This is a genomic window from Limnohabitans sp. TS-CS-82, from assembly GCF_002943475.1.
The window spans coordinates 357,713-374,341 of sequence record NZ_PTQX01000002.1 but is presented as its reverse complement, the minus strand read 5'-3'; the positions used below and the strand labels follow the sequence as shown (position 1 = coordinate 374,341).

Genomic DNA, 16,629 nt, shown 5'->3' with positions numbered 1-16,629 from the left:
ATCAGGTATTTGCGCGCAGGCGTTCAATTTCGGCCCAAGCGCTGGCCAGCTCAAACTGAGCGGTGATGAGTTCGTTGCGTGCGGCTCGGTAGACGCGTTGCGCATCCATCACATCTAAGAAGCTTTTCTCACCAGCTTTGTAGGCCAGCTCCGCAATGCGCAAAGCATTGGCTGCATGGCGAACGATGCCGCCTTCTAAGGCAACCACTTGGGCATTGGCAATGTCGTATTGCTGATACGCCGCTTCCAGCGATTGCAGCAAAGAGAATTCTTGGTAGGCCAGTTGGTTGTCTGTTTGCGAGAGCTTGGCAGCGGCTTCGCCCACAGGGCCGCCACGCCAGTCCCACAAGGGCAGGTTCATCGCCACGCCCACGCGTTTGCTGCGCCATTCGGGATCTTGGTCCTGGTCTGCACGCAGCGCAAACTTGGGGAAGCGCAAAGATTTTTCTTCGCTCAGCTTGCGATCCAGCTGTTGGCGCTCGGCGCGGGTGCGTTGCAGTTCAGGGTTGGTTTTCAACACAGCGTCGCGCACTTCATTCAGCGGGGCAGGGGGCGCAAACGTGTGGGTTTGCTCTTGAACCTCAAATGCTTCGGGCAAAGTCACACCCACCAAGGCACGTAAAGCGCCACGTGACTGGCGCACACGCAACGTGGCGGACTCTTGCATTTTTTGAGCGTTCAACAATTCGGCGTTGGCTTTGACCAGTTCGAACTTGGCTTTCTCACCCGTCTCAACTTGCAACTCAATGCGTTTGTGAATGCCTTCCATCAACTTCACGTCTTCGCGAGCCACGCGGTTTTCAGCCGTGCGTCGCACCAAGTCGTAATAGCGCAAACGCAGCTGGGCCCGCATGTCGGCTCTGAATGATTGCTCGTTGGCTTGGGCTGCGCTTAGGCCCGCCAGCGCACCGTCCACGCGGGGGAAGCGGTGCCAAGGCATGTCTAAGTCTTGGGTCAAGCTGATAGATTTCAGGTTGGCGTTCGCATGTGTGTCCGTGTAACCAGGACGCGGCTTGCGTGTGCCGTTCATCACTTCAATTTGTGGGTTGGGGATGGTTCGTGCGGTGTCCACGGCTGCACGCGCTGCGTCCACGGCGTTGGTCGCGCTGCGCAAGGCAGGGCTTTGGGTGAACATCATGTTTTCTAAATCTGGCAAGCTGAGTTTCACAGATTCAGCACACGCTAAATTCCCGAAAGTGGCAGAGATACACAGCAGCAGGGCGGTCAGTTGTTGTTTTGGGTGCGATGTCAAACGAATCACCTTTGTGCAGATTTTGCAAATTGATACGGCATTGTCGTAGAAGCGTCAATGCCATCCATTCATTAAGGAATAGTTCAATCTTGCTGCTGTATACAAGTCGTATTTACCCCTTACGTACAATGCTGTTTTTGGAGCTATCAACATGCGCCTGCTTGGCAAAGCCCTCACTTTTGACGACGTTCTGCTCGTCCCCGCGTTCTCTCAAGTCCTGCCCAAGGACACATCGCTTGCAACGCAATTCACCCGCAACATCCGTCTGAACTTGCCCTTGGTCTCTGCGGCCATGGACACGGTCACGGAAGCGCGTTTGGCCATTGCCATCGCGCAAGAAGGCGGCATTGGCATCGTGCACAAAAACCTCACCGCGCAAGAGCAAGCGGCCCAAGTGGCCAAGGTTAAGCGTTATGAATCGGGCGTGTTGCGTGACCCCGTGGTCATCACCCCCGAAACCACCGTGCGCCAAGTGATGGCCCTGTCGGAAGAGCTGGGCGTGTCAGGCTTTCCCGTGTGCGATGGCGGCAAAGTGGTCGGTATCGTCACTGGCCGTGATTTGCGGTTCGAGACCCGCTACGACCAACGTGTCAGCGAAATCATGACGCCGCGTGAGCGCTTGGTCACCGTGCCTGAAGGCACCACGCCCGAGCAAGCCAAGCACCTGTTGAACAAACACAAGCTCGAGCGTTTGTTGGTGGTCAATGATGCGTTTGAGCTCAAAGGCTTGATCACCGTCAAAGACATCACCAAACAACTCAACTTCCCCAATGCCGCACGCGATGCCGCAGGCAAGCTGCGCGTAGGCGCTGCGGTGGGTGTGGGCGAGGGCACCGAAGAACGGGTCGAGGCCTTGTCCCGTGCTGGCGTGGATGCCATCGTGGTGGACACCGCGCACGGCCACAGCAAAGGTGTGATCGAGCGCGTGCGTTGGGTCAAACAAAACTACCCCCACATCGAAGTCATCGGCGGCAACATCGCCACGGGTGCAGCTGCTTTGGCCTTGGTGGAAGCCGGCGCTGACGGCGTGAAAGTGGGCATTGGCCCAGGCTCCATCTGTACCACCCGCATCGTGGCGGGTGTGGGTGTGCCCCAAATCATGGCGGTGGACAGCGTGGCCACAGCCCTCAAAGGCACAGGCGTGCCACTGATTGCCGACGGTGGCATTCGCTACAGCGGCGACATTGCCAAAGCCATTGCCGCAGGCGCGGGAACGGTGATGATGGGCGGCATGTTTGCGGGTACCGAAGAGGCGCCGGGCGAAATCGTGTTGTTCCAAGGTCGCAGCTACAAGAGCTACCGTGGCATGGGCTCGATTGGTGCCATGCAGCAGGGCAGTGCCGACCGCTACTTCCAAGAGTCCAGCACCGGCAACCCCAACGCCGACAAGCTGGTGCCCGAAGGGATTGAGGGCCGCGTGCCCTACAAAGGCTCGGTCGTGTCCATCATTTACCAAATGGCTGGCGGCTTACGCGCCAGCATGGGCTACTGCGGTTGCGCCACGATCGAAGCCATGCACGAAGAATCTCAGTTTGTGGAAATCACGGCTGCGGGCATTCGTGAAAGCCACGTGCATGACGTGCAAATCACCAAAGAAGCGCCGAATTACCGAGCTGAATAAGCATTTATTGTTTTGACGCCAGCCACCCTTCGGGGTGGCTTTGTTTTTTGAGACAATATCAAGCTAGGCCATTTGACGGCCCTTTTTTATTTATGTCGCACCAAAAAATCCTCATCCTCGATTTCGGCTCTCAAGTCACCCAACTCATCGCCCGCCGCGTGCGCGAAGCCCATGTGTTTTGTGAAGTTCATCCTTGCGACGTGACCAGCGACTGGGTACGCGAATACGCCAAAGACGGCAATCTGAAGGGCATCATCCTCTCAGGCAGCCACGCCAGCGTGTATGAAGTGGATGACCGCGCGCCTGACGCCGTGTTTGAGCTGGGCCTGCCCGTGCTGGGAATTTGCTACGGCATGCAAACCATGGCCACCCAACTGGGCGGCAAGGTAGAGGCTGGCACCACTCGCGAATTTGGCTACGCAGAAGTGCGAGCCCACGGCCACACCGCATTGCTCAAAGACATTGAAGACTTCAACACGCCCGAAGGCCACGGCATGCTGAAAGTTTGGATGAGCCACGGCGACAAGGTGACGCAGTTGCCCGAAGGCTTTAAGGTCATGGCGTCTACGCCAGCTTGCCCCATCGCTGGTATGGCGGATGAAGCGCGCAAGTTTTACGCGGTGCAGTTCCACCCAGAAGTCACGCACACGGTGCAAGGTCAAGCTTTGTTGAACCGCTTTGTGTTGGATATTTGCGGCACGCGCCCAGACTGGATCATGGGCGACTACATCGAAGAAGCTGTGGCAGCCATTCGCAAACAAGTGGGTGACGAAGAGGTCATCCTCGGTCTGAGCGGGGGTGTGGATTCCTCCGTTGCCGCCGCACTGATTCACCGCGCCATTGGCGACAAACTCACCTGTGTGTTTGTGGACCACGGCCTGTTGCGCCTGAACGAAGGCGACATGGTGATGGACATGTTTGTCGGCAAATTGCATGCACACGTGATTCGCGTGGACGCGAGCGACCTGTTCCTGGGCAAATTGGCGGGAGTGAGTGAGCCAGAAGCCAAACGCAAAATCATCGGTGGCTTGTTTGTGGATGTGTTTAAAGAACAAGCGGCCAAACTCAAAGCAGGTGACGGCGGCCACAAAGGCGCCACATTCTTAGCCCAAGGCACGATTTACCCCGACGTCATCGAGAGCGGCGGCGCTAAGAGCAAAAAGGCCGTGACCATCAAGAGCCACCACAACGTGGGCGGATTGCCCGAGCAGTTGGGCTTGAAGTTGTTGGAGCCATTGCGCGAATTGTTCAAAGACGAAGTGCGCGAACTCGGCGTGGCTTTGGGCCTGCCGCACGACATGGTGTACCGCCACCCGTTCCCAGGCCCAGGCTTGGGCGTGCGAATTTTGGGCGAAGTGAAAAAGGAATACGCCGACTTGCTGCGTCGTGCCGATGCGATCTTTATTGAAGAGCTGCACAACTTCAAAGATGAAGCCACTGGCAAATCTTGGTACGCCTTGACCAGCCAAGCCTTCACCGTGTTCTTGCCCGTCAAGAGCGTGGGCGTGATGGGCGACGGCCGCACCTACGACTACGTGGTGGCCTTGCGCGCCGTGCAAACCAGCGACTTCATGACAGCTGACTGGGCCGAGTTGCCCTATGCGCTGCTCAAGAAAGTCTCAGGCCGCATCATCAACGAAGTGCGTGGCATCAACCGCGTGACCTACGACGTTTCATCGAAGCCACCGGCCACCATTGAGTGGGAATAACTCGGCAAGGACACCTTGAAATGACACATCCAAGCCAAAGCAATTCGACACTGACGGCAGAGCAGCTGGCAGCCTGCGCGCCGATTGAGCAATATTTTCTGGGTCATGCGCACGACGACGCAAGCTATATGCGGCTGGCGTTTTTGCCCACCGCTCACATTGAATCCATGCGTGAACGCGTGTTTACTTCTTGGCCGCTCGACATGTACTGCGAACGCTTTGGGGGTAAGCCAGCGGCGGACGAAGCAACGCGTCGCCGAAGCATCGATTGGATCGAAGTGGCTGGCTCAGCCGCCAGCGCTCGCGTCACGCTTGTGCACGGTGCTATGACTTTTACCGACTACTTCGTGCTGCTGCAAACCCAAGACGGCTGGAAGATTGCGAACAAGGCCTTTGTCGGCCAGTCCACCCAGGCCTAAAGCCGCTCTTCAAACGGCCTACAATCTGAGGCTGCTAGCAATTGCCCGATTTGGGCTTGAATTTTTAAATTAGAGAACACTGAGTACATGGCAAAAGAAGAAATGATCGAAATGAAGGGTGTCGTGACCGAGGTCTTGCCCGACTCTCGCTACCGCGTCACCCTGGAAAACGGTCACTCACTGATCGCATACACCGCCGGCAAAATGCGCCTGCACCGCATCCGCATCATCGAAGGCGACAAGGTCACGGTTGAACTGTCGCCTTACGACATGAACAAAGCCCGTGTGACCTTCCGTCACATCGAAGGCAAGGGCCCAGGCCCAGCGGTCAAACGTCGTTTTTAAACAAGCCGCCACGCGGTAATTTGGCGTGTACCTGCCCCCGCAGTTCAAAGCCAAAGATGAGGCCCATGCGCTCGCTCTTATGCGGGCGTACCCGTTTGCAAGCCTCATCAGTGTGGATGACGATGGTTTTCCAGCCGTCACACACATCCCCCTTCATTTGACGCAAGCCAATGGCCAGCACGTGTTGCTGGGCCACTGTGCCAAGGCCAACCCGCATTGGCGTTATTTGCAGTCGCGCCCCCAAGCACTGGTGACCTTCATGGGTCCGCAGGCCTATATGTCGCCCAAGGTGTATCCAGACCTCACGCGCGTGCCCACGTGGAGTTACTTGGCGGTGCATGCCAAAGTCGAAGCCACTTTAGTGGACGAGTCGCAAGCCAAAGATCATTTGCTCAAGCAACTCATTGGTGACCACGAGCCGCCTTATGCCGCGCAGTGGCGTGGTTTGGGTGAAGACTACCAACACAAAATGCTCAACGCCATCGTAGCGTTTGAGTTGTGCATCACCGAGCTGCAATGCAAGCTCAAACTCAACCAGCATCGACCGGAATCACACGTTGCCATGCATGCTGCGTATGCAGAGGGCACTGCGGATGAGCAAGCTTTGGCTGAATGGATGGTCAAGCTCGGCATGGTGCAGCCATGACGCATTCGCCTGAAGATATCGGCTTCATGCAGCTGGCCTTGCGCCAAGCGCAAGCTGCTGCCGATGCCGGTGAAGTGCCGGTGGGTGCGGTGGTGGTGAGGGCAGGGCAGGTGATTGCCTCAGCCCACAACGCACCGTTGGCCAGCCATGACCCCACAGCGCATGCCGAAGTGAATGCGATGCGCGCTGCGGCCCAAGCGCTCGGCAACTACCGACTGGACGACTGCACCTTGTATGTGACGCTAGAGCCTTGCGCCATGTGCAGCGGTGCGACCTTGCATGCGCGTTTCAAGCGCGTGGTGTTTGGCGCGACCGAGCCTAAAACAGGTGCAGCGGGTTCGGTACTCAATCTGTTTGCGCACGAACAAATCAACCACCAAACCCAAGTGACCGGCGGGGTGTTGGCCCACGAATGTGCGGCACTGCTGCAAGGCTTTTTTGAACAACGCCGTGCTCAGCAACAGCGGAGCAAAGTACCTTTGCGTGATGATGCTTTGCGCACTTCAGACGCTGCATTTTCCAGTTTGGATGTGCCAATTGCGCTGTCGCATTTCACGGCTGACTTACCCGCTTTAGACGGCTTGCGTTTGCATTGGTTTGACAACCGCACCAGCAACACACAAGCCCAAGCCTCACCGCATGTGTATCTGCATGGGCTCGACGACTGGAGCGTGCAATATGCGCCGCAACTGCAATCGGCAGAGCCTGTGATCGCTTTGGACTTGCCTGGGTTTGGCCTGTCTGACAAGCCTAAAAAAATCGCTACGCATCGCTTGGCATGGCACGCACAAGTGCTGCGCGAGTTTTTGGCTAGCGTACAGCCCGCGCCGTCGGCTTTGCATGCACCGCGTGTGATGGCACCTTTGCTGGCTAATTTGCAATTGCCTATCCATTGGGTCGAGACACCCGAGCTATCCGCTGCTTTGCGCGATGCGCCATATCCAGACCGTGGCCACATGGCAGGTCCTCGTGCCTTAAGCACCTTGCTGATGGCACCTGCACCCACGCCACCGCCGAAACGAAGTTAAGCATGTCTAACGCCACACCCACCATCGGTTACGAAGTGAAGTTTCAGAGGGTTGGTGTAGGAGGAGGGGCTTGGGTGCGGCTTGGGTTTGGCCAGTTTGGTGGTGCACCGTCGCGAGGGCAACATCACCGCCAGCGATTGCCACCCGTTGACCGAGACTTTCCTCAAAGCCAATGTGTTGTTGAACAAATTGCCACCCTTGCATTACGAAACGGGTAACTGGGGCAGGTCCAACAAAGGCTTAGGTGCGTTTGACCTGCTCATCGCCAGCGATGTGTTGTATGAGCGCAGCCACCCGGCTCAGTTGTCGGGCTTTATCCAACAGCATGCAGCAGAGGGCGCTGAAGTGCTCATCATTGACCCCAACCGTGGCAACCGCAGCGCGTTTCACAAAGACATGGCGAACATGGGTTTTGGCGTGACGGAAATCATCATCAATGAGCCTTTGCACGACCTGAGTGCGTATCGAGGTCGCTTGCTCCATTACAGACGTGGTTGAGTGAATCACGCCTAAATTTGCCGCGACAATGGAGGGATGGCTCATATTTACATCTATTCTCCCAGCGGCGCGGTGCGCGACAAAGCAGCGTTCAAACGAGGCGTGGCCCGTTTGAAAAAACTCGGCCATGAGGTGGAGTTAGACGCTGACGCGCTCAGCAGCTACACCCGTTTTGCCGGTGACGATGCCACCCGCCTAGCCGCCATCCATCGCGCGGCTGACAGCGGTGCAGATGTGGCCTTGATTTCACGCGGTGGTTACGGCCTCACACGCATCTTGCCCAGTATCAAATACAAGCAAGTTGCGAAAGCCATTGCCAAAGGCACGCAGTTTGTGGGTTTGAGCGACTTCACAGCTTTTCAAAACGCACTGCTTGCCAAAACTGGGGCGGTCACTTGGGCGGGGCCCGCCTTGGGCGAAGACTTTGGTGCAGAGCAGCCAGACGACATCATGGAAGCCTGTTTTGACGACATGGTTAGCGGGCAGGGTGAGGGCGCAGGTTGGCATTTCTCCACCGCGTGTGCAACTGCCAATGCAAAGCGCCGCCCTGGTGTCTGGGCGCACGATGCTGTCTTGTGGGGTGGCAATTTGGCTGTGCTGGTTTCTTTGCTCGGCACGCCCTATTTCCCACAAATTAAAAATGGCGTGTTGTTCTTAGAAGATGTGGGTGAACATCCATACCGTGTTGAACGCATGCTCACGCAGTTGTTGCATGCAGGCGTTTTGGCTGATCAAAAAGCGATCGTCTTGGGCCAGTTCAGCAACTACAAACTCACGCCACACGACAAAGGCTTCAAACTTCAAAGCGTGGTCGATTGGCTGCGCGCACAAATCAAAGCGCCCGTACTAACTGATTTGCCGTTTGGCCATGTCGCAACCAAGCTCTGTTTACCCGTTGGCGAAAAGATTGACTTGGTGGTGGAAGATCGTGATGCCTTATTGCTTTGGGCACATACTGATCATTGATTTGAAATCTGTATTGTTTGATACGATGTATATTATGTAAAGTTAAATAAACAAAGAAAACCGCGTAGATCTGCGGTTCTTGCGTTCACTTGGTGGCGCTCTCTTCTTTGATTGGATTTTGGATGTACCAAGCTTCGGTGAATGCTTTGATATAGAAAACGCTTTGTGGCTGGTCCACACGCACAGCCAAGTCCAAGGCAGATGCGTTGCCGTTGTTGACGAGCGTGGGGTCTGCACCTTCTTCCAGCAGCAACTTCACAGCCAAAGGCGGCGCTGAATAAGCTGCCATCATCAAAGGTGTTGTGCCATTGGCGGATTCGCTGTCAATGTAGGCATCGTTGTCTAGCAACAAACGCATCATTTCACGATGGCCACGTGTGGCCGCGTAATGCAAGGGTGTCCAGCCTGTTTTGTTGACTTCTGCGCCACGCTGAATTAACACTTTGGCTAGTTCTAGATGGTTGTTAATTGCTGCAAGCATGAGTGGTGTTTCGCCCAACTGGTTTTGGACATTCAGGTTGGCTTGTGGGTGCTTCGCCAAAGTCAAGGCTGATTTGGGCGCTTCTGATTGGATGGCGACCAACAGGCCTGCAACACCTTTCTCGTTAGGTGTATTGGGGTCAAAACCTCGCACTAGGAGCTTCTGAATCACATCGGCTCGGTCCAGGTGCATTGCTGCAAAAAAATCATCATACGAACCTGCATTGGATAAAGAATACCCAATAAAAACATATAGATAAAAAAAATACTTAAAGTATTTTCTCATTTAAGAACACCGCTGAAAAGTTGGTCAAAGTTGCGACTGGTGGCCTCAGCCACGGCTTCCACTGTCATGCCTTTGATTTCTGCAATCTGCTGCGCAACAAACGGCACAAACGATGGATTATTGGTCTTGCCTCGATGAGGAACAGGGGCCAAATAAGGGCTGTCAGTCTCAATCAAGATGCGGTCCATCGGCACAAATTGCGCGACGTCACGCAAGTCTTGGGCATTTTTGAAGGTCAAGATGCCGGAGAACGAGATGTACAGGCCAAGGTCTAAGCCTGCACGGGCCACGTCTGCGGTTTCGGTGAAGCAGTGAAACACGCCCCCTGCACTGCCGGCTGAGCCGTTTTCGCCCTGCTCTTTCAAAATCGCCACGGTGTCTGCCGACGAGCTGCGGGTGTGGATGACCAAAGGCAACTGTGTATGCTGTGCGGCTTCGATGTGGATGCGAAAGCGGTTGCGCTGCCATTCCATGTCGGTAACGGTGCGCTCGCCCAAGCGGTAATAGTCCAACCCAGTTTCGCCAATGCCCACTACTTTGGGCAGTTGAGCGCGGGTCAGCAGGTCATCGAGCGTGGGTTCTTGAACGCCTTCGTTATCGGGGTGCACCCCAACGGTGGCCCAAAAGTTGTCGAACTGCGTGGCTAATCCGTGTACCTCAGGAAAGCGCTCCAGCGTTGTGCTGATGACCAAGGCGCGTGTGACTTGCGCGTTGGCCATGTCGTCGCGGATGGCGTGGATGTTCTCAATCAGTTCTGGAAAATTCAGGTGGCAATGGGAATCGGTGAACATGGTTTTCTTTTAATCTTTGGCGCGCAGGGCCGTTTGCGCACGTGCCACCAAGGCTTCAAACATGAGGCCTGCGTTGTAGGGGTGTTCAGACGTGCGTGCGGCATCCATCAGGTCTTTGGACCATTGGGTGAGTGAACTAACCGTGCCCGCAGCTGGCAAATCTGCCGCCATAAAAAAACGTGGTTCAGCGCCCGTGCGCAAAGCCAGCAGGTCGTGACACAGCTTTTGCAGCATGGCGATGGCTTGCGATGGTGTAGCGTCTGACACTGCGCCTACATCACCGCGCAACACGGCCTTGGGCAGTGCTGCCCAGTGCGCGGCTTTGAGTCCGGTATTGGCCAGATCTAGCGCATCTTCAGGGCGGCCTCCGGCTGCGCGCAGCAACACGGCTGCATCTGCGGCGGGCACGCCTTGGCTTTGCAGCCAGCTCAAGGCTTCAGCCTCGGTGGGCCAAACCATGGTGTGGGTTTGGCAGCGGCTACGGATGGTGGGCAGCAGCTGGTGGGCAGCTTCGCTGGCCAGCACAAAGCGGCATTCTCCTGGCGGCTCTTCGAGGGTTTTAAGGATGGTGTTGGCCGTCACATGGTTCATGCGCTCGGCGGGGTAAACAAACACCACTTTGGTGGAACCTCCCGAGCGGGTTTGTTGGGTGAAGGCCACCATGTCGCGTGCGGCTTCCACGCGAATTTCCTTGCTGGGCTTGCGCTTTTTGTCGTCGAGATCTTTTTGAGTTTTCTCGTCCAAGGGCCAGCTCAGCTCTAGCGACAAAGCTTCGGGCATGAGCGTACGCAGGTCGGCATGGGTGCGCACATCAACCGCGTGGCAGCTGCGGCATTGGTAACAAGCGCCCTGCTTCGTGGGTGCCTCGCACAGCCAAGCACGGGCCAGTTCTAGGCCCAGTGTGTATTGACCCAAGCCCGATGGGCCTTGTAGCAGCCAGGCGTGGCCGCGTCGCTCTAGCAAGGTGGTGAGTTGGCCTTGTAGCCATGGGCTCAAGACAGGCCTAGCGTATGTGGTGGTCTCTGTCATGCGACGCTAGCCATCAATTGGCGCTCAACCAGCCGCGCTGCACAAAGTTGAGGTGCAGTTGCTGCCAAACGGCTTCACGGGTTTGGGCGGCGTCTAGGCGGACAAAACGTTGTGCGTCGGCTCTGGCGCGGGCGGCATAGCCGTCAGATACTTTTTGGAAAAACTCAACGGGTTGCGCCTCAAACCGGTCGGGCACACGTGCACCGGCTAGGCGCACAGCGGCAATGGCTGGGTCAAGCTCAAACCACACCGTCACATCGGGTTGGCGAAAGCCTTTGCTTGAAGGGCTGACTGCGTCAGTGGAAATCGCTTGTACCCATTGCTCAAGCTGTTTGAGCATACCCAAATCAAACCCACGGCCGCTGCCTTGGTAGGCAAAGGTGGCGTCGGTGAAACGGTCACACAGCACCACGTCGCCGCGCGCCAACGCGGGCTCAATCACGTTGCGTAGATGGTTGCGGCGGGCCGCGAAGATCAGCAGGGCTTCGGTCAGCGAGTCCATCGCATCGTGCAGCACCATCTCGCGCAGCTTTTCGGCCAAAGGTGTGCCGCCGGGCTCGCGGGTGAGCGTGACTTGGCGGCCCTGCGCTTTGAACGCCGCGGCCAAGCCATCGATGTGCGTGGACTTGCCCGCGCCGTCGATGCCTTCAAAACTGATGAACAGACCTGTTTTTGTCATAGCCCGCTATTTTGCCTGTTCAACATCACTGACCAGCAGCTTTGCGTTGGTAGCGATTGACTGCGGCATTGTGCTCATCCAGCGTCGCGCTGAAGTAGCTCGTGCCGTCACCCTTGGCCACAAAGTACAACGCATTGCTGGGCGCGGGTTGCACGGCGGCCTTGAGCGCATTACGCCCGGGCATGGCGATGGGCGTGAGCGGCAAGCCTTTGCGGGTGTAGGTGTTCCACGGGTGGTCGGTGCGCAAGTCTGCACGGCGCAGGTTGCCATCGAAGTTGTCGAACATGCCGTAAATCACCGTGGGATCGGTTTGCAGAGGCATACCGATGGCCAAACGGTTGTGAAATACACGGCTGATGGTGGTGCGGTCGCTTTCGCGGCCAGTTTCTTTTTCAACGATGCTGGCCAAAATCAAGGCCTCATCGATCGTTTTGATTTGAATGTCCGGTTGGCGTTTGCCCCATGCGGCGGCCAGTTGTTTGGTCATGGCCTTGGCTGCACGTTCCATCACATGCAGCTCAGACGTGCCTTTGCCGTAGGTATAGGTGTCTGGGAAAAACCTGCCTTCAGGGGCCACACCCGGCATGCCCAGCTTGGCCATGAGTTCGTCATCGCTCAGGCCTTTGGTGTCGTGTTTGAGGCCTTCTGCTTTGGCCAACGCAGCGCGGAATTGGCGGAATGTCCAGCCGTCGATCAGGCTGATGGCTTTGAGGCTTTCTTCACCACGGGTTAGCTTGCGCAGCAAATCAAGCGGCGTGTTGCCTTGGCTCAGCTCGTAGCTGCCCGCTCGAAGCTTGCGCGATTGGCCACTGGCGCGGAAAAACGCATACAGCACCACGGGCGGCACATCCACACCCGCATCGACCACCGCTTGGGCAATGCCGCGCACAGGGGTTTGCGGCTCAATGGACACGTCCACAGTGGGCGTGGGCATCGACATGGGGGTCAACATCCACCAGCCAGAGACCGCTGACAACAACAGGGCCAGACTCAACACCGTCCAAAAGATTCGCTTGATGAGCCGCATCACAACCCTATGTCCAATCACGTTAATCAAGCGAGCATGATAATTCACCCTATGTCACAGACCACATTTGCAACCTCCGCGCCTTTGAACGGCATTGCTCCCCTGTCCCACCTCGGCATCATCCGCGCTGCGGGTGCAGACGCCGCGAGCTTTTTGCACAACCAACTCACCAACGATGTGCTGGTAATGAAAGAGGGCCAATGCCGCTTGGCCGCTTTTTGCAACGCCAAGGGCCGCATGCAAGCAAGCTTTGTGGTTTACAAACGTTCCGCCGAAGAAGTGCTGCTGATTTGCCGCAAAGACCTGATGGCTCAAACCGTCAAACGCTTGTCGATGTTTGTGCTGCGTGCCAAGGCCAAGCTGAGCGATGCCAGTGATGAATTTCAGTTGCTCGGTCTGGCAGGTGATGCAGCGCTGGCGGCATTGAATGGTGCATCCGCAGACGCATGGCAACGCCACGTAGCGGATGCTGCCGACGTACTAACCCTCTACCCTGCCCTAGGTCAACCACGCGCTTTTTGGCTCGCGCCCAAAGACGTGGCAGCGCCCACAGGTCCAGCCCTCAGCGCAAACCTGTGGCAAGTGGGTGAAGTGATGAGCGGTATTGCGTGGGTCGAGTTGGCCACCTTCGAAGCCTTTGTGCCGCAGATGCTCAACTACGAATCAGTCGATGGCGTGAACTTCAAAAAAGGTTGCTATCCCGGTCAAGAGGTGGTGGCCCGTAGCCAGTTCCGTGGCACCTTGAAGCGCCGTGGGTTCATTGCGCAAAGTGCGGCACCGTTCACCGCGGGTCAAGAAGTGTTTTCTAGCTTAGACGCGACGCAGCCATGCGGCTTGGTGGCACAAGCCGCCAGCGATGGCGCAAGCCATGTGGCGGTGCTTGAGTTGCAACTCAGTGCCACTGAAAACAGCAGCTTGCATTTGGGGGCGGCAGATGGCCCAGTGCTGAGCCTGCTGCCACTGCCCTACGCTTTGCGTGAGGATATTTAAGCTGCCGCGTGCTTAAAAACGCACGCCAGCCTTCAAGCCCACCGATGCGTTCTTGCCCGTGCGGTCGTACTCGGCCGAGAGATTGACCAGCAGTACGTTCCAGCTCACGCCCACAAACGATTTGCTTTGTGTGAAGCTTTCATCGCTCTTGCCTGTGGCTTTGGCATTGGAGTAAACCGTGCCCACACCCGCGTAAGGTGTGAAGCCCACAAAGCCTTTGGAAATCAACACATTCAGACCCGTGTTGTTGAGCTCCATGCCTGACACGCCACCCATGCGGCTGTGGCTGCCGCGCAGGGCAATGGCGGGCGTGATGGCATTGCCTTCAAGCAAGGCGTATTTCACGTGAACACCAGCAACCGACACATTGGTCGAAGGCACTTTGGACACAAAGCCGCCCACATCCCAGCCACCAGGCAAGCCTTTACTAACCGACAACTTGGTTTGAATCAGGTTGTTCATGCTGTCACCGCTTGCGGTTTGCCAAGCAGCGCCCGCTTTTGTTTGTGTCATCGTGGTTGACGCACTGACATCAAAACCTGTCAGGCCCAATGGCGCAGCTGGTTCAATCGCCTTGGTGCTGGTGGCTGCCGCCAAGTCTTTGCTCAATGCTAAAAACTCGGTTTGGCTGAGAGCGCTGACGTTGTTCAAATCACCCGCCATGGCTTGGGTGTTAAGCGCCATTGAGCTTGCGATAGCCAAAGTCACAGGTAAGAAGTGGTGCGCGATTTTCATAAGGAAATGTTTCTTAAAGTTTTAATTGCGCGTATTTTCACACGGTTGAAACGACCGTCACACCAAGTTCAATCGCATCTCCACATGCGGTATGCCCACCTCGTCAAACGGCTCGCCCACGATGCTGAACCCGTAGGCTGCATAAAAGCCTTCAGCGCTGCGTTGCGCACTCAGGCGTACTTCTTTGTTGCCGCGTCGACGTGCCTCTGACACCAAGGCTTCTAGCAGGCGAGCACCATAGCCGTGGCCACGGGCTTCTTTCAGCACGGCCATGCGCCCTACCTTGGCCACATTGACTGATGGTTGTAGCAAGCGGGCATTGCCCAGGGGGTGTCCAGTCACATCAAACAGCACCGCGTGCAAAGCGGTGGCATCGTCTGCATCCCATTCGTCTTCTGGGGCGATGCCTTGCTCTTTGACAAACACTTCTGTGCGGATGAATTGCGCAGCTTGATGCAATGTTTGCCAGCGACCGAGGGTAATGGTGGGGGCAGTTTTCATGCCCATATTGTCGAATTAGTTCAGCGTGTACTGCGCTGCTAAATCCAAAAAACCTTGAATGTCTGGATCAATGCCTGTTTCTGAAAACAAAATGGCTGCCACTGTTGGTGCGATGCGCATCGCCAATCGCGCGTCGATGAACAGCAAGCGAGAGCGTCTTGCCAGTACATCCTCGACATGAACCGCATATTCATAGCGAGCAGCAAATCGCACCATCGCTTCGCTCAACCCATCGGTTAGCCAAGTCTGGTGACCGGGTAATTGTTGTACCCAAGTCTGTTCACTGCCATACGAATGCAATCCTTCCGGTTCACAGATGGATATGGGTAAATCACTCAAATTTTCTGCACCTACTAATTTGAGTATTTCGGTGCACGACCTACTTTTGGGCATGAGTAACGTGCTGTCAAAACATTTTTGAAGAACATCTTCAGCCATCGCTCGGTAGGTTGTCCATTTGCCTCCTGTGACGGTGACGAGGCCTGAGTCACTGACCAGTACGGTGTGTTCACGGCTCAGTGCTTTGGTGTTTTGGCCTGTTTTCTCGGGGGGCTTGACCAGTGGACGCAAGCCAACCCAAATACTTTTAACATCGCTTCGCTGAGGAGCATCTCGCAAATAACGCGCAGATTCGTTCAGGATGAAATCAATTTCTTCCTCAAAAGCCAACGGCTCTTTGGCCAAGTCATGTCGAGGCGTGTCTGTTGTTCCCAAAATAACTTTACCCAACCAAGGCACTGCAAACAGCACGCGGCCATCGGCTGTTTTGGGAATCATCAAACCGGCATGGCCTGGTAGAAATTTTTTGTCCACCACGATGTGAACACCTTGACTCGGTGCCACCATCGCTTGTACATCCCCATCTTGCGCACGCAAAGCATCGACCCAGACCCCTGTGGCATTGACCACGCAACGTGCTTGAATGTCATGCGCAGCCCCCGTGAGCGTGTCTTGGCATCGCACACCCGAGACTTTTTTATCTGAGTACAGCAAAGATTTGGCTTGCATGTAATTCAACAGCAATGCACTTTCGAGTGCCGCACTGCGTGCCAACGCCAATGCCAATTTGGCATCGTTGAATTGGCCATCCCAATACTTCACGCCGCCTTTGAGGCGATCTGCTTGCACAGAGGGAAGACACGCCAAGGTCTCTTCACATGACAAGAATTCTGTATCGCCAAGGCCAGACCTGCCAGCCAAAGCATCGTAAATTTTTAAACCAATCCCGTAAAAAGGTTTCTCCCACCACGCATAAGACGGCATCACAAATGAGAGTGGTTGCGCGATGTGTGGTGCATTGTGTAGAAGTGTGCTGCGTTCGTGCAACGCTTCTCGTACCAAAGCAATATTGCCTTGCGCCAAATACCGTACACCTCCGTGCACTAGTTTGGTTGATCGCGATGATGTGCCTTTTGCAAAATCATTCGATTCGACAAGAACTACACGGTAGCCGCGTGCGGCCGCATCCAATGCCAAACCTAAACCAGTTGCACCGCCACCCACAATGGCAATGTCATACACCGCTTGAGGGTCAAGCTGCGCCAACAGATCTTCACGTCGTGTCAGCTGCGGCTGTGCTTGGGTTGGCATAGAAATCTAACGCTCCATCAATCAAGAACGAACAAAA

At 55.9% G+C, this 16,629-nt stretch carries 18 protein-coding genes; 9 read left to right on the top strand and 9 right to left on the bottom strand.

The features are described from left to right. Position 1: 1 nt before the first annotated feature. Complete coding sequence (locus tag C5F52_RS06130) at positions 2–1,252, bottom strand: TolC family protein (protein ID WP_146100046.1); 1,251 nt, start codon at positions 1,250–1,252, stop codon at positions 2–4. Positions 1,253–1,403: 151 nt separating this feature from the next. On the opposite strand from C5F52_RS06130, the gene guaB reads away from it, so the two are divergent. The 8 genes from guaB (at position 1,404) to C5F52_RS06090 (ending at position 8,484) form a co-directional block, all read left to right on the top strand. Next, positions 1,404–2,873 carry an IMP dehydrogenase gene (guaB, locus tag C5F52_RS06125; protein WP_104797448.1) on the top strand — a complete coding sequence of 490 codons (1,470 nt, stop codon included), beginning with the start codon at positions 1,404–1,406 and terminating at the stop codon, positions 2,871–2,873. A gap of 92 nt (positions 2,874–2,965) precedes the next feature. After that, positions 2,966–4,582 (top strand): glutamine-hydrolyzing GMP synthase, encoded by a 1,617-nt coding sequence (guaA, locus tag C5F52_RS06120; protein ID WP_104797447.1) that lies wholly within the window; start codon positions 2,966–2,968, stop codon positions 4,580–4,582. A 20-nt stretch (positions 4,583–4,602) separates the two neighbouring features. After that, entirely contained in the window at positions 4,603–5,001 is a 399-nt protein-coding gene (locus C5F52_RS06115; RefSeq protein WP_104797446.1) for a nuclear transport factor 2 family protein, read from the top strand. A gap of 87 nt (positions 5,002–5,088) precedes the next feature. After that, complete coding sequence (gene infA, locus C5F52_RS06110; protein ID WP_104797445.1) at positions 5,089–5,346, top strand: translation initiation factor IF-1; 258 nt, start codon at positions 5,089–5,091, stop codon at positions 5,344–5,346. Between the two features lie 25 nt (positions 5,347–5,371). Continuing rightward, positions 5,372–5,992 carry an FMN-binding negative transcriptional regulator gene (locus C5F52_RS06105; protein WP_104797444.1) on the top strand — a complete coding sequence of 207 codons (621 nt, stop codon included), beginning with the start codon at positions 5,372–5,374 and terminating at the stop codon, positions 5,990–5,992. Further along, positions 5,989–7,020, top strand: a complete 1,032-nt coding sequence (gene tadA, locus C5F52_RS06100) for a tRNA adenosine(34) deaminase TadA (protein ID WP_104797443.1) — start codon at positions 5,989–5,991, stop codon at positions 7,018–7,020. The genes C5F52_RS06105 and tadA overlap by 4 nt, the downstream gene beginning before the upstream one ends. An 81-nt stretch (positions 7,021–7,101) precedes the next feature. Continuing rightward, positions 7,102–7,518, top strand: a complete 417-nt coding sequence (locus tag C5F52_RS06095) for a methyltransferase (protein WP_104797442.1) — start codon at positions 7,102–7,104, stop codon at positions 7,516–7,518. Positions 7,519–7,554: 36 nt separating this feature from the next. Continuing rightward, complete coding sequence (locus tag C5F52_RS06090) at positions 7,555–8,484, top strand: LD-carboxypeptidase (RefSeq protein ID WP_104797441.1); 930 nt, start codon at positions 7,555–7,557, stop codon at positions 8,482–8,484. An 85-nt stretch (positions 8,485–8,569) separates the two neighbouring features. Here the strand turns inward: C5F52_RS06090 and C5F52_RS06085 are convergent, their stop codons facing one another. The 5 genes from C5F52_RS06085 to mltG form a co-directional block, all read right to left on the bottom strand. Continuing rightward, a complete protein-coding gene (locus C5F52_RS06085) occupies positions 8,570–9,157 on the bottom strand; it encodes an ankyrin repeat domain-containing protein (protein ID WP_236657747.1) in 588 nt (195 codons plus the stop codon). Positions 9,158–9,246: 89 nt separating this feature from the next. Further along, positions 9,247–10,041: a TatD family hydrolase gene (locus C5F52_RS06080; protein ID WP_104797439.1), complete on the bottom strand. Its 795-nt coding sequence runs from the start codon at positions 10,039–10,041 to the stop codon at positions 9,247–9,249. A gap of 9 nt (positions 10,042–10,050) precedes the next feature. Next, positions 10,051–11,070 carry a DNA polymerase III subunit delta' gene (locus tag C5F52_RS06075; protein WP_104797438.1) on the bottom strand — a complete coding sequence of 340 codons (1,020 nt, stop codon included), beginning with the start codon at positions 11,068–11,070 and terminating at the stop codon, positions 10,051–10,053. A 13-nt stretch (positions 11,071–11,083) separates the two neighbouring features. Next, on the bottom strand, positions 11,084–11,749 hold the full coding sequence (gene tmk / locus C5F52_RS06070; RefSeq protein WP_104797437.1) for a dTMP kinase: 666 nt from the start codon (positions 11,747–11,749) through the stop codon (positions 11,084–11,086). 25 nt (positions 11,750–11,774) lie between these two features. Next, positions 11,775–12,776 (bottom strand): endolytic transglycosylase MltG, encoded by a 1,002-nt coding sequence (gene mltG, locus C5F52_RS06065; RefSeq protein ID WP_104797436.1) that lies wholly within the window; start codon positions 12,774–12,776, stop codon positions 11,775–11,777. 51 nt (positions 12,777–12,827) lie between these two features. On the opposite strand from mltG, the gene C5F52_RS06060 reads away from it, so the two are divergent. Further along, a complete protein-coding gene (locus C5F52_RS06060; protein ID WP_104797435.1) occupies positions 12,828–13,766 on the top strand; it encodes a folate-binding protein YgfZ in 939 nt (312 codons plus the stop codon). Between the two features lie 12 nt (positions 13,767–13,778). On the opposite strand, the gene C5F52_RS06055 is transcribed toward C5F52_RS06060, so the two are convergent. From C5F52_RS06055 to C5F52_RS06045, 3 genes are read right to left on the bottom strand one after another with little or no spacing between them, the layout of a single operon-like run. Continuing rightward, the gene (locus C5F52_RS06055) at positions 13,779–14,501 is read right to left on the bottom strand and encodes a hypothetical protein (protein ID WP_104797434.1); all 723 of its coding nucleotides are present in this window, start codon (positions 14,499–14,501) and stop codon (positions 13,779–13,781) included. A 57-nt stretch (positions 14,502–14,558) separates the two neighbouring features. Beyond that, on the bottom strand, positions 14,559–15,002 hold the full coding sequence (locus C5F52_RS06050) for a GNAT family N-acetyltransferase (RefSeq protein ID WP_161499661.1): 444 nt from the start codon (positions 15,000–15,002) through the stop codon (positions 14,559–14,561). A 15-nt stretch (positions 15,003–15,017) separates the two neighbouring features. Further along, a complete protein-coding gene (locus tag C5F52_RS06045; protein ID WP_201746970.1) occupies positions 15,018–16,592 on the bottom strand; it encodes a glycerol-3-phosphate dehydrogenase/oxidase in 1,575 nt (524 codons plus the stop codon). Positions 16,593–16,629: the final 37 nt, after the last annotated feature.

Coding starts and splice junctions, on each gene's coding strand:
- guaB (WP_104797448.1), top strand. CDS start 1,404: ATGCGCCTGCTTGGCAAAGCCCTCACTTTTGACGACGTTCTGCTCGTC.
- guaA (WP_104797447.1), top strand. CDS start 2,966: ATGTCGCACCAAAAAATCCTCATCCTCGATTTCGGCTCTCAAGTCACC.
- C5F52_RS06115 (WP_104797446.1), top strand. CDS start 4,603: ATGACACATCCAAGCCAAAGCAATTCGACACTGACGGCAGAGCAGCTG.
- infA (WP_104797445.1), top strand. CDS start 5,089: ATGGCAAAAGAAGAAATGATCGAAATGAAGGGTGTCGTGACCGAGGTC.
- tadA (WP_104797443.1), top strand. CDS start 5,989: ATGACGCATTCGCCTGAAGATATCGGCTTCATGCAGCTGGCCTTGCGC.
- C5F52_RS06090 (WP_104797441.1), top strand. CDS start 7,555: ATGGCTCATATTTACATCTATTCTCCCAGCGGCGCGGTGCGCGACAAA.
- C5F52_RS06085 (WP_236657747.1), bottom strand. CDS start 9,157: ATGCACCTGGACCGAGCCGATGTGATTCAGAAGCTCCTAGTGCGAGGT.
- C5F52_RS06080 (WP_104797439.1), bottom strand. CDS start 10,041: ATGTTCACCGATTCCCATTGCCACCTGAATTTTCCAGAACTGATTGAG.
- C5F52_RS06075 (WP_104797438.1), bottom strand. CDS start 11,070: ATGACAGAGACCACCACATACGCTAGGCCTGTCTTGAGCCCATGGCTA.
- tmk (WP_104797437.1), bottom strand. CDS start 11,749: ATGACAAAAACAGGTCTGTTCATCAGTTTTGAAGGCATCGACGGCGCG.
- mltG (WP_104797436.1), bottom strand. CDS start 12,776: ATGCGGCTCATCAAGCGAATCTTTTGGACGGTGTTGAGTCTGGCCCTG.
- C5F52_RS06060 (WP_104797435.1), top strand. CDS start 12,828: ATGTCACAGACCACATTTGCAACCTCCGCGCCTTTGAACGGCATTGCT.
- C5F52_RS06055 (WP_104797434.1), bottom strand. CDS start 14,501: ATGAAAATCGCGCACCACTTCTTACCTGTGACTTTGGCTATCGCAAGC.
- C5F52_RS06050 (WP_161499661.1), bottom strand. CDS start 15,002: ATGAAAACTGCCCCCACCATTACCCTCGGTCGCTGGCAAACATTGCAT.
- C5F52_RS06045 (WP_201746970.1), bottom strand. CDS start 16,592: ATGCCAACCCAAGCACAGCCGCAGCTGACACGACGTGAAGATCTGTTG.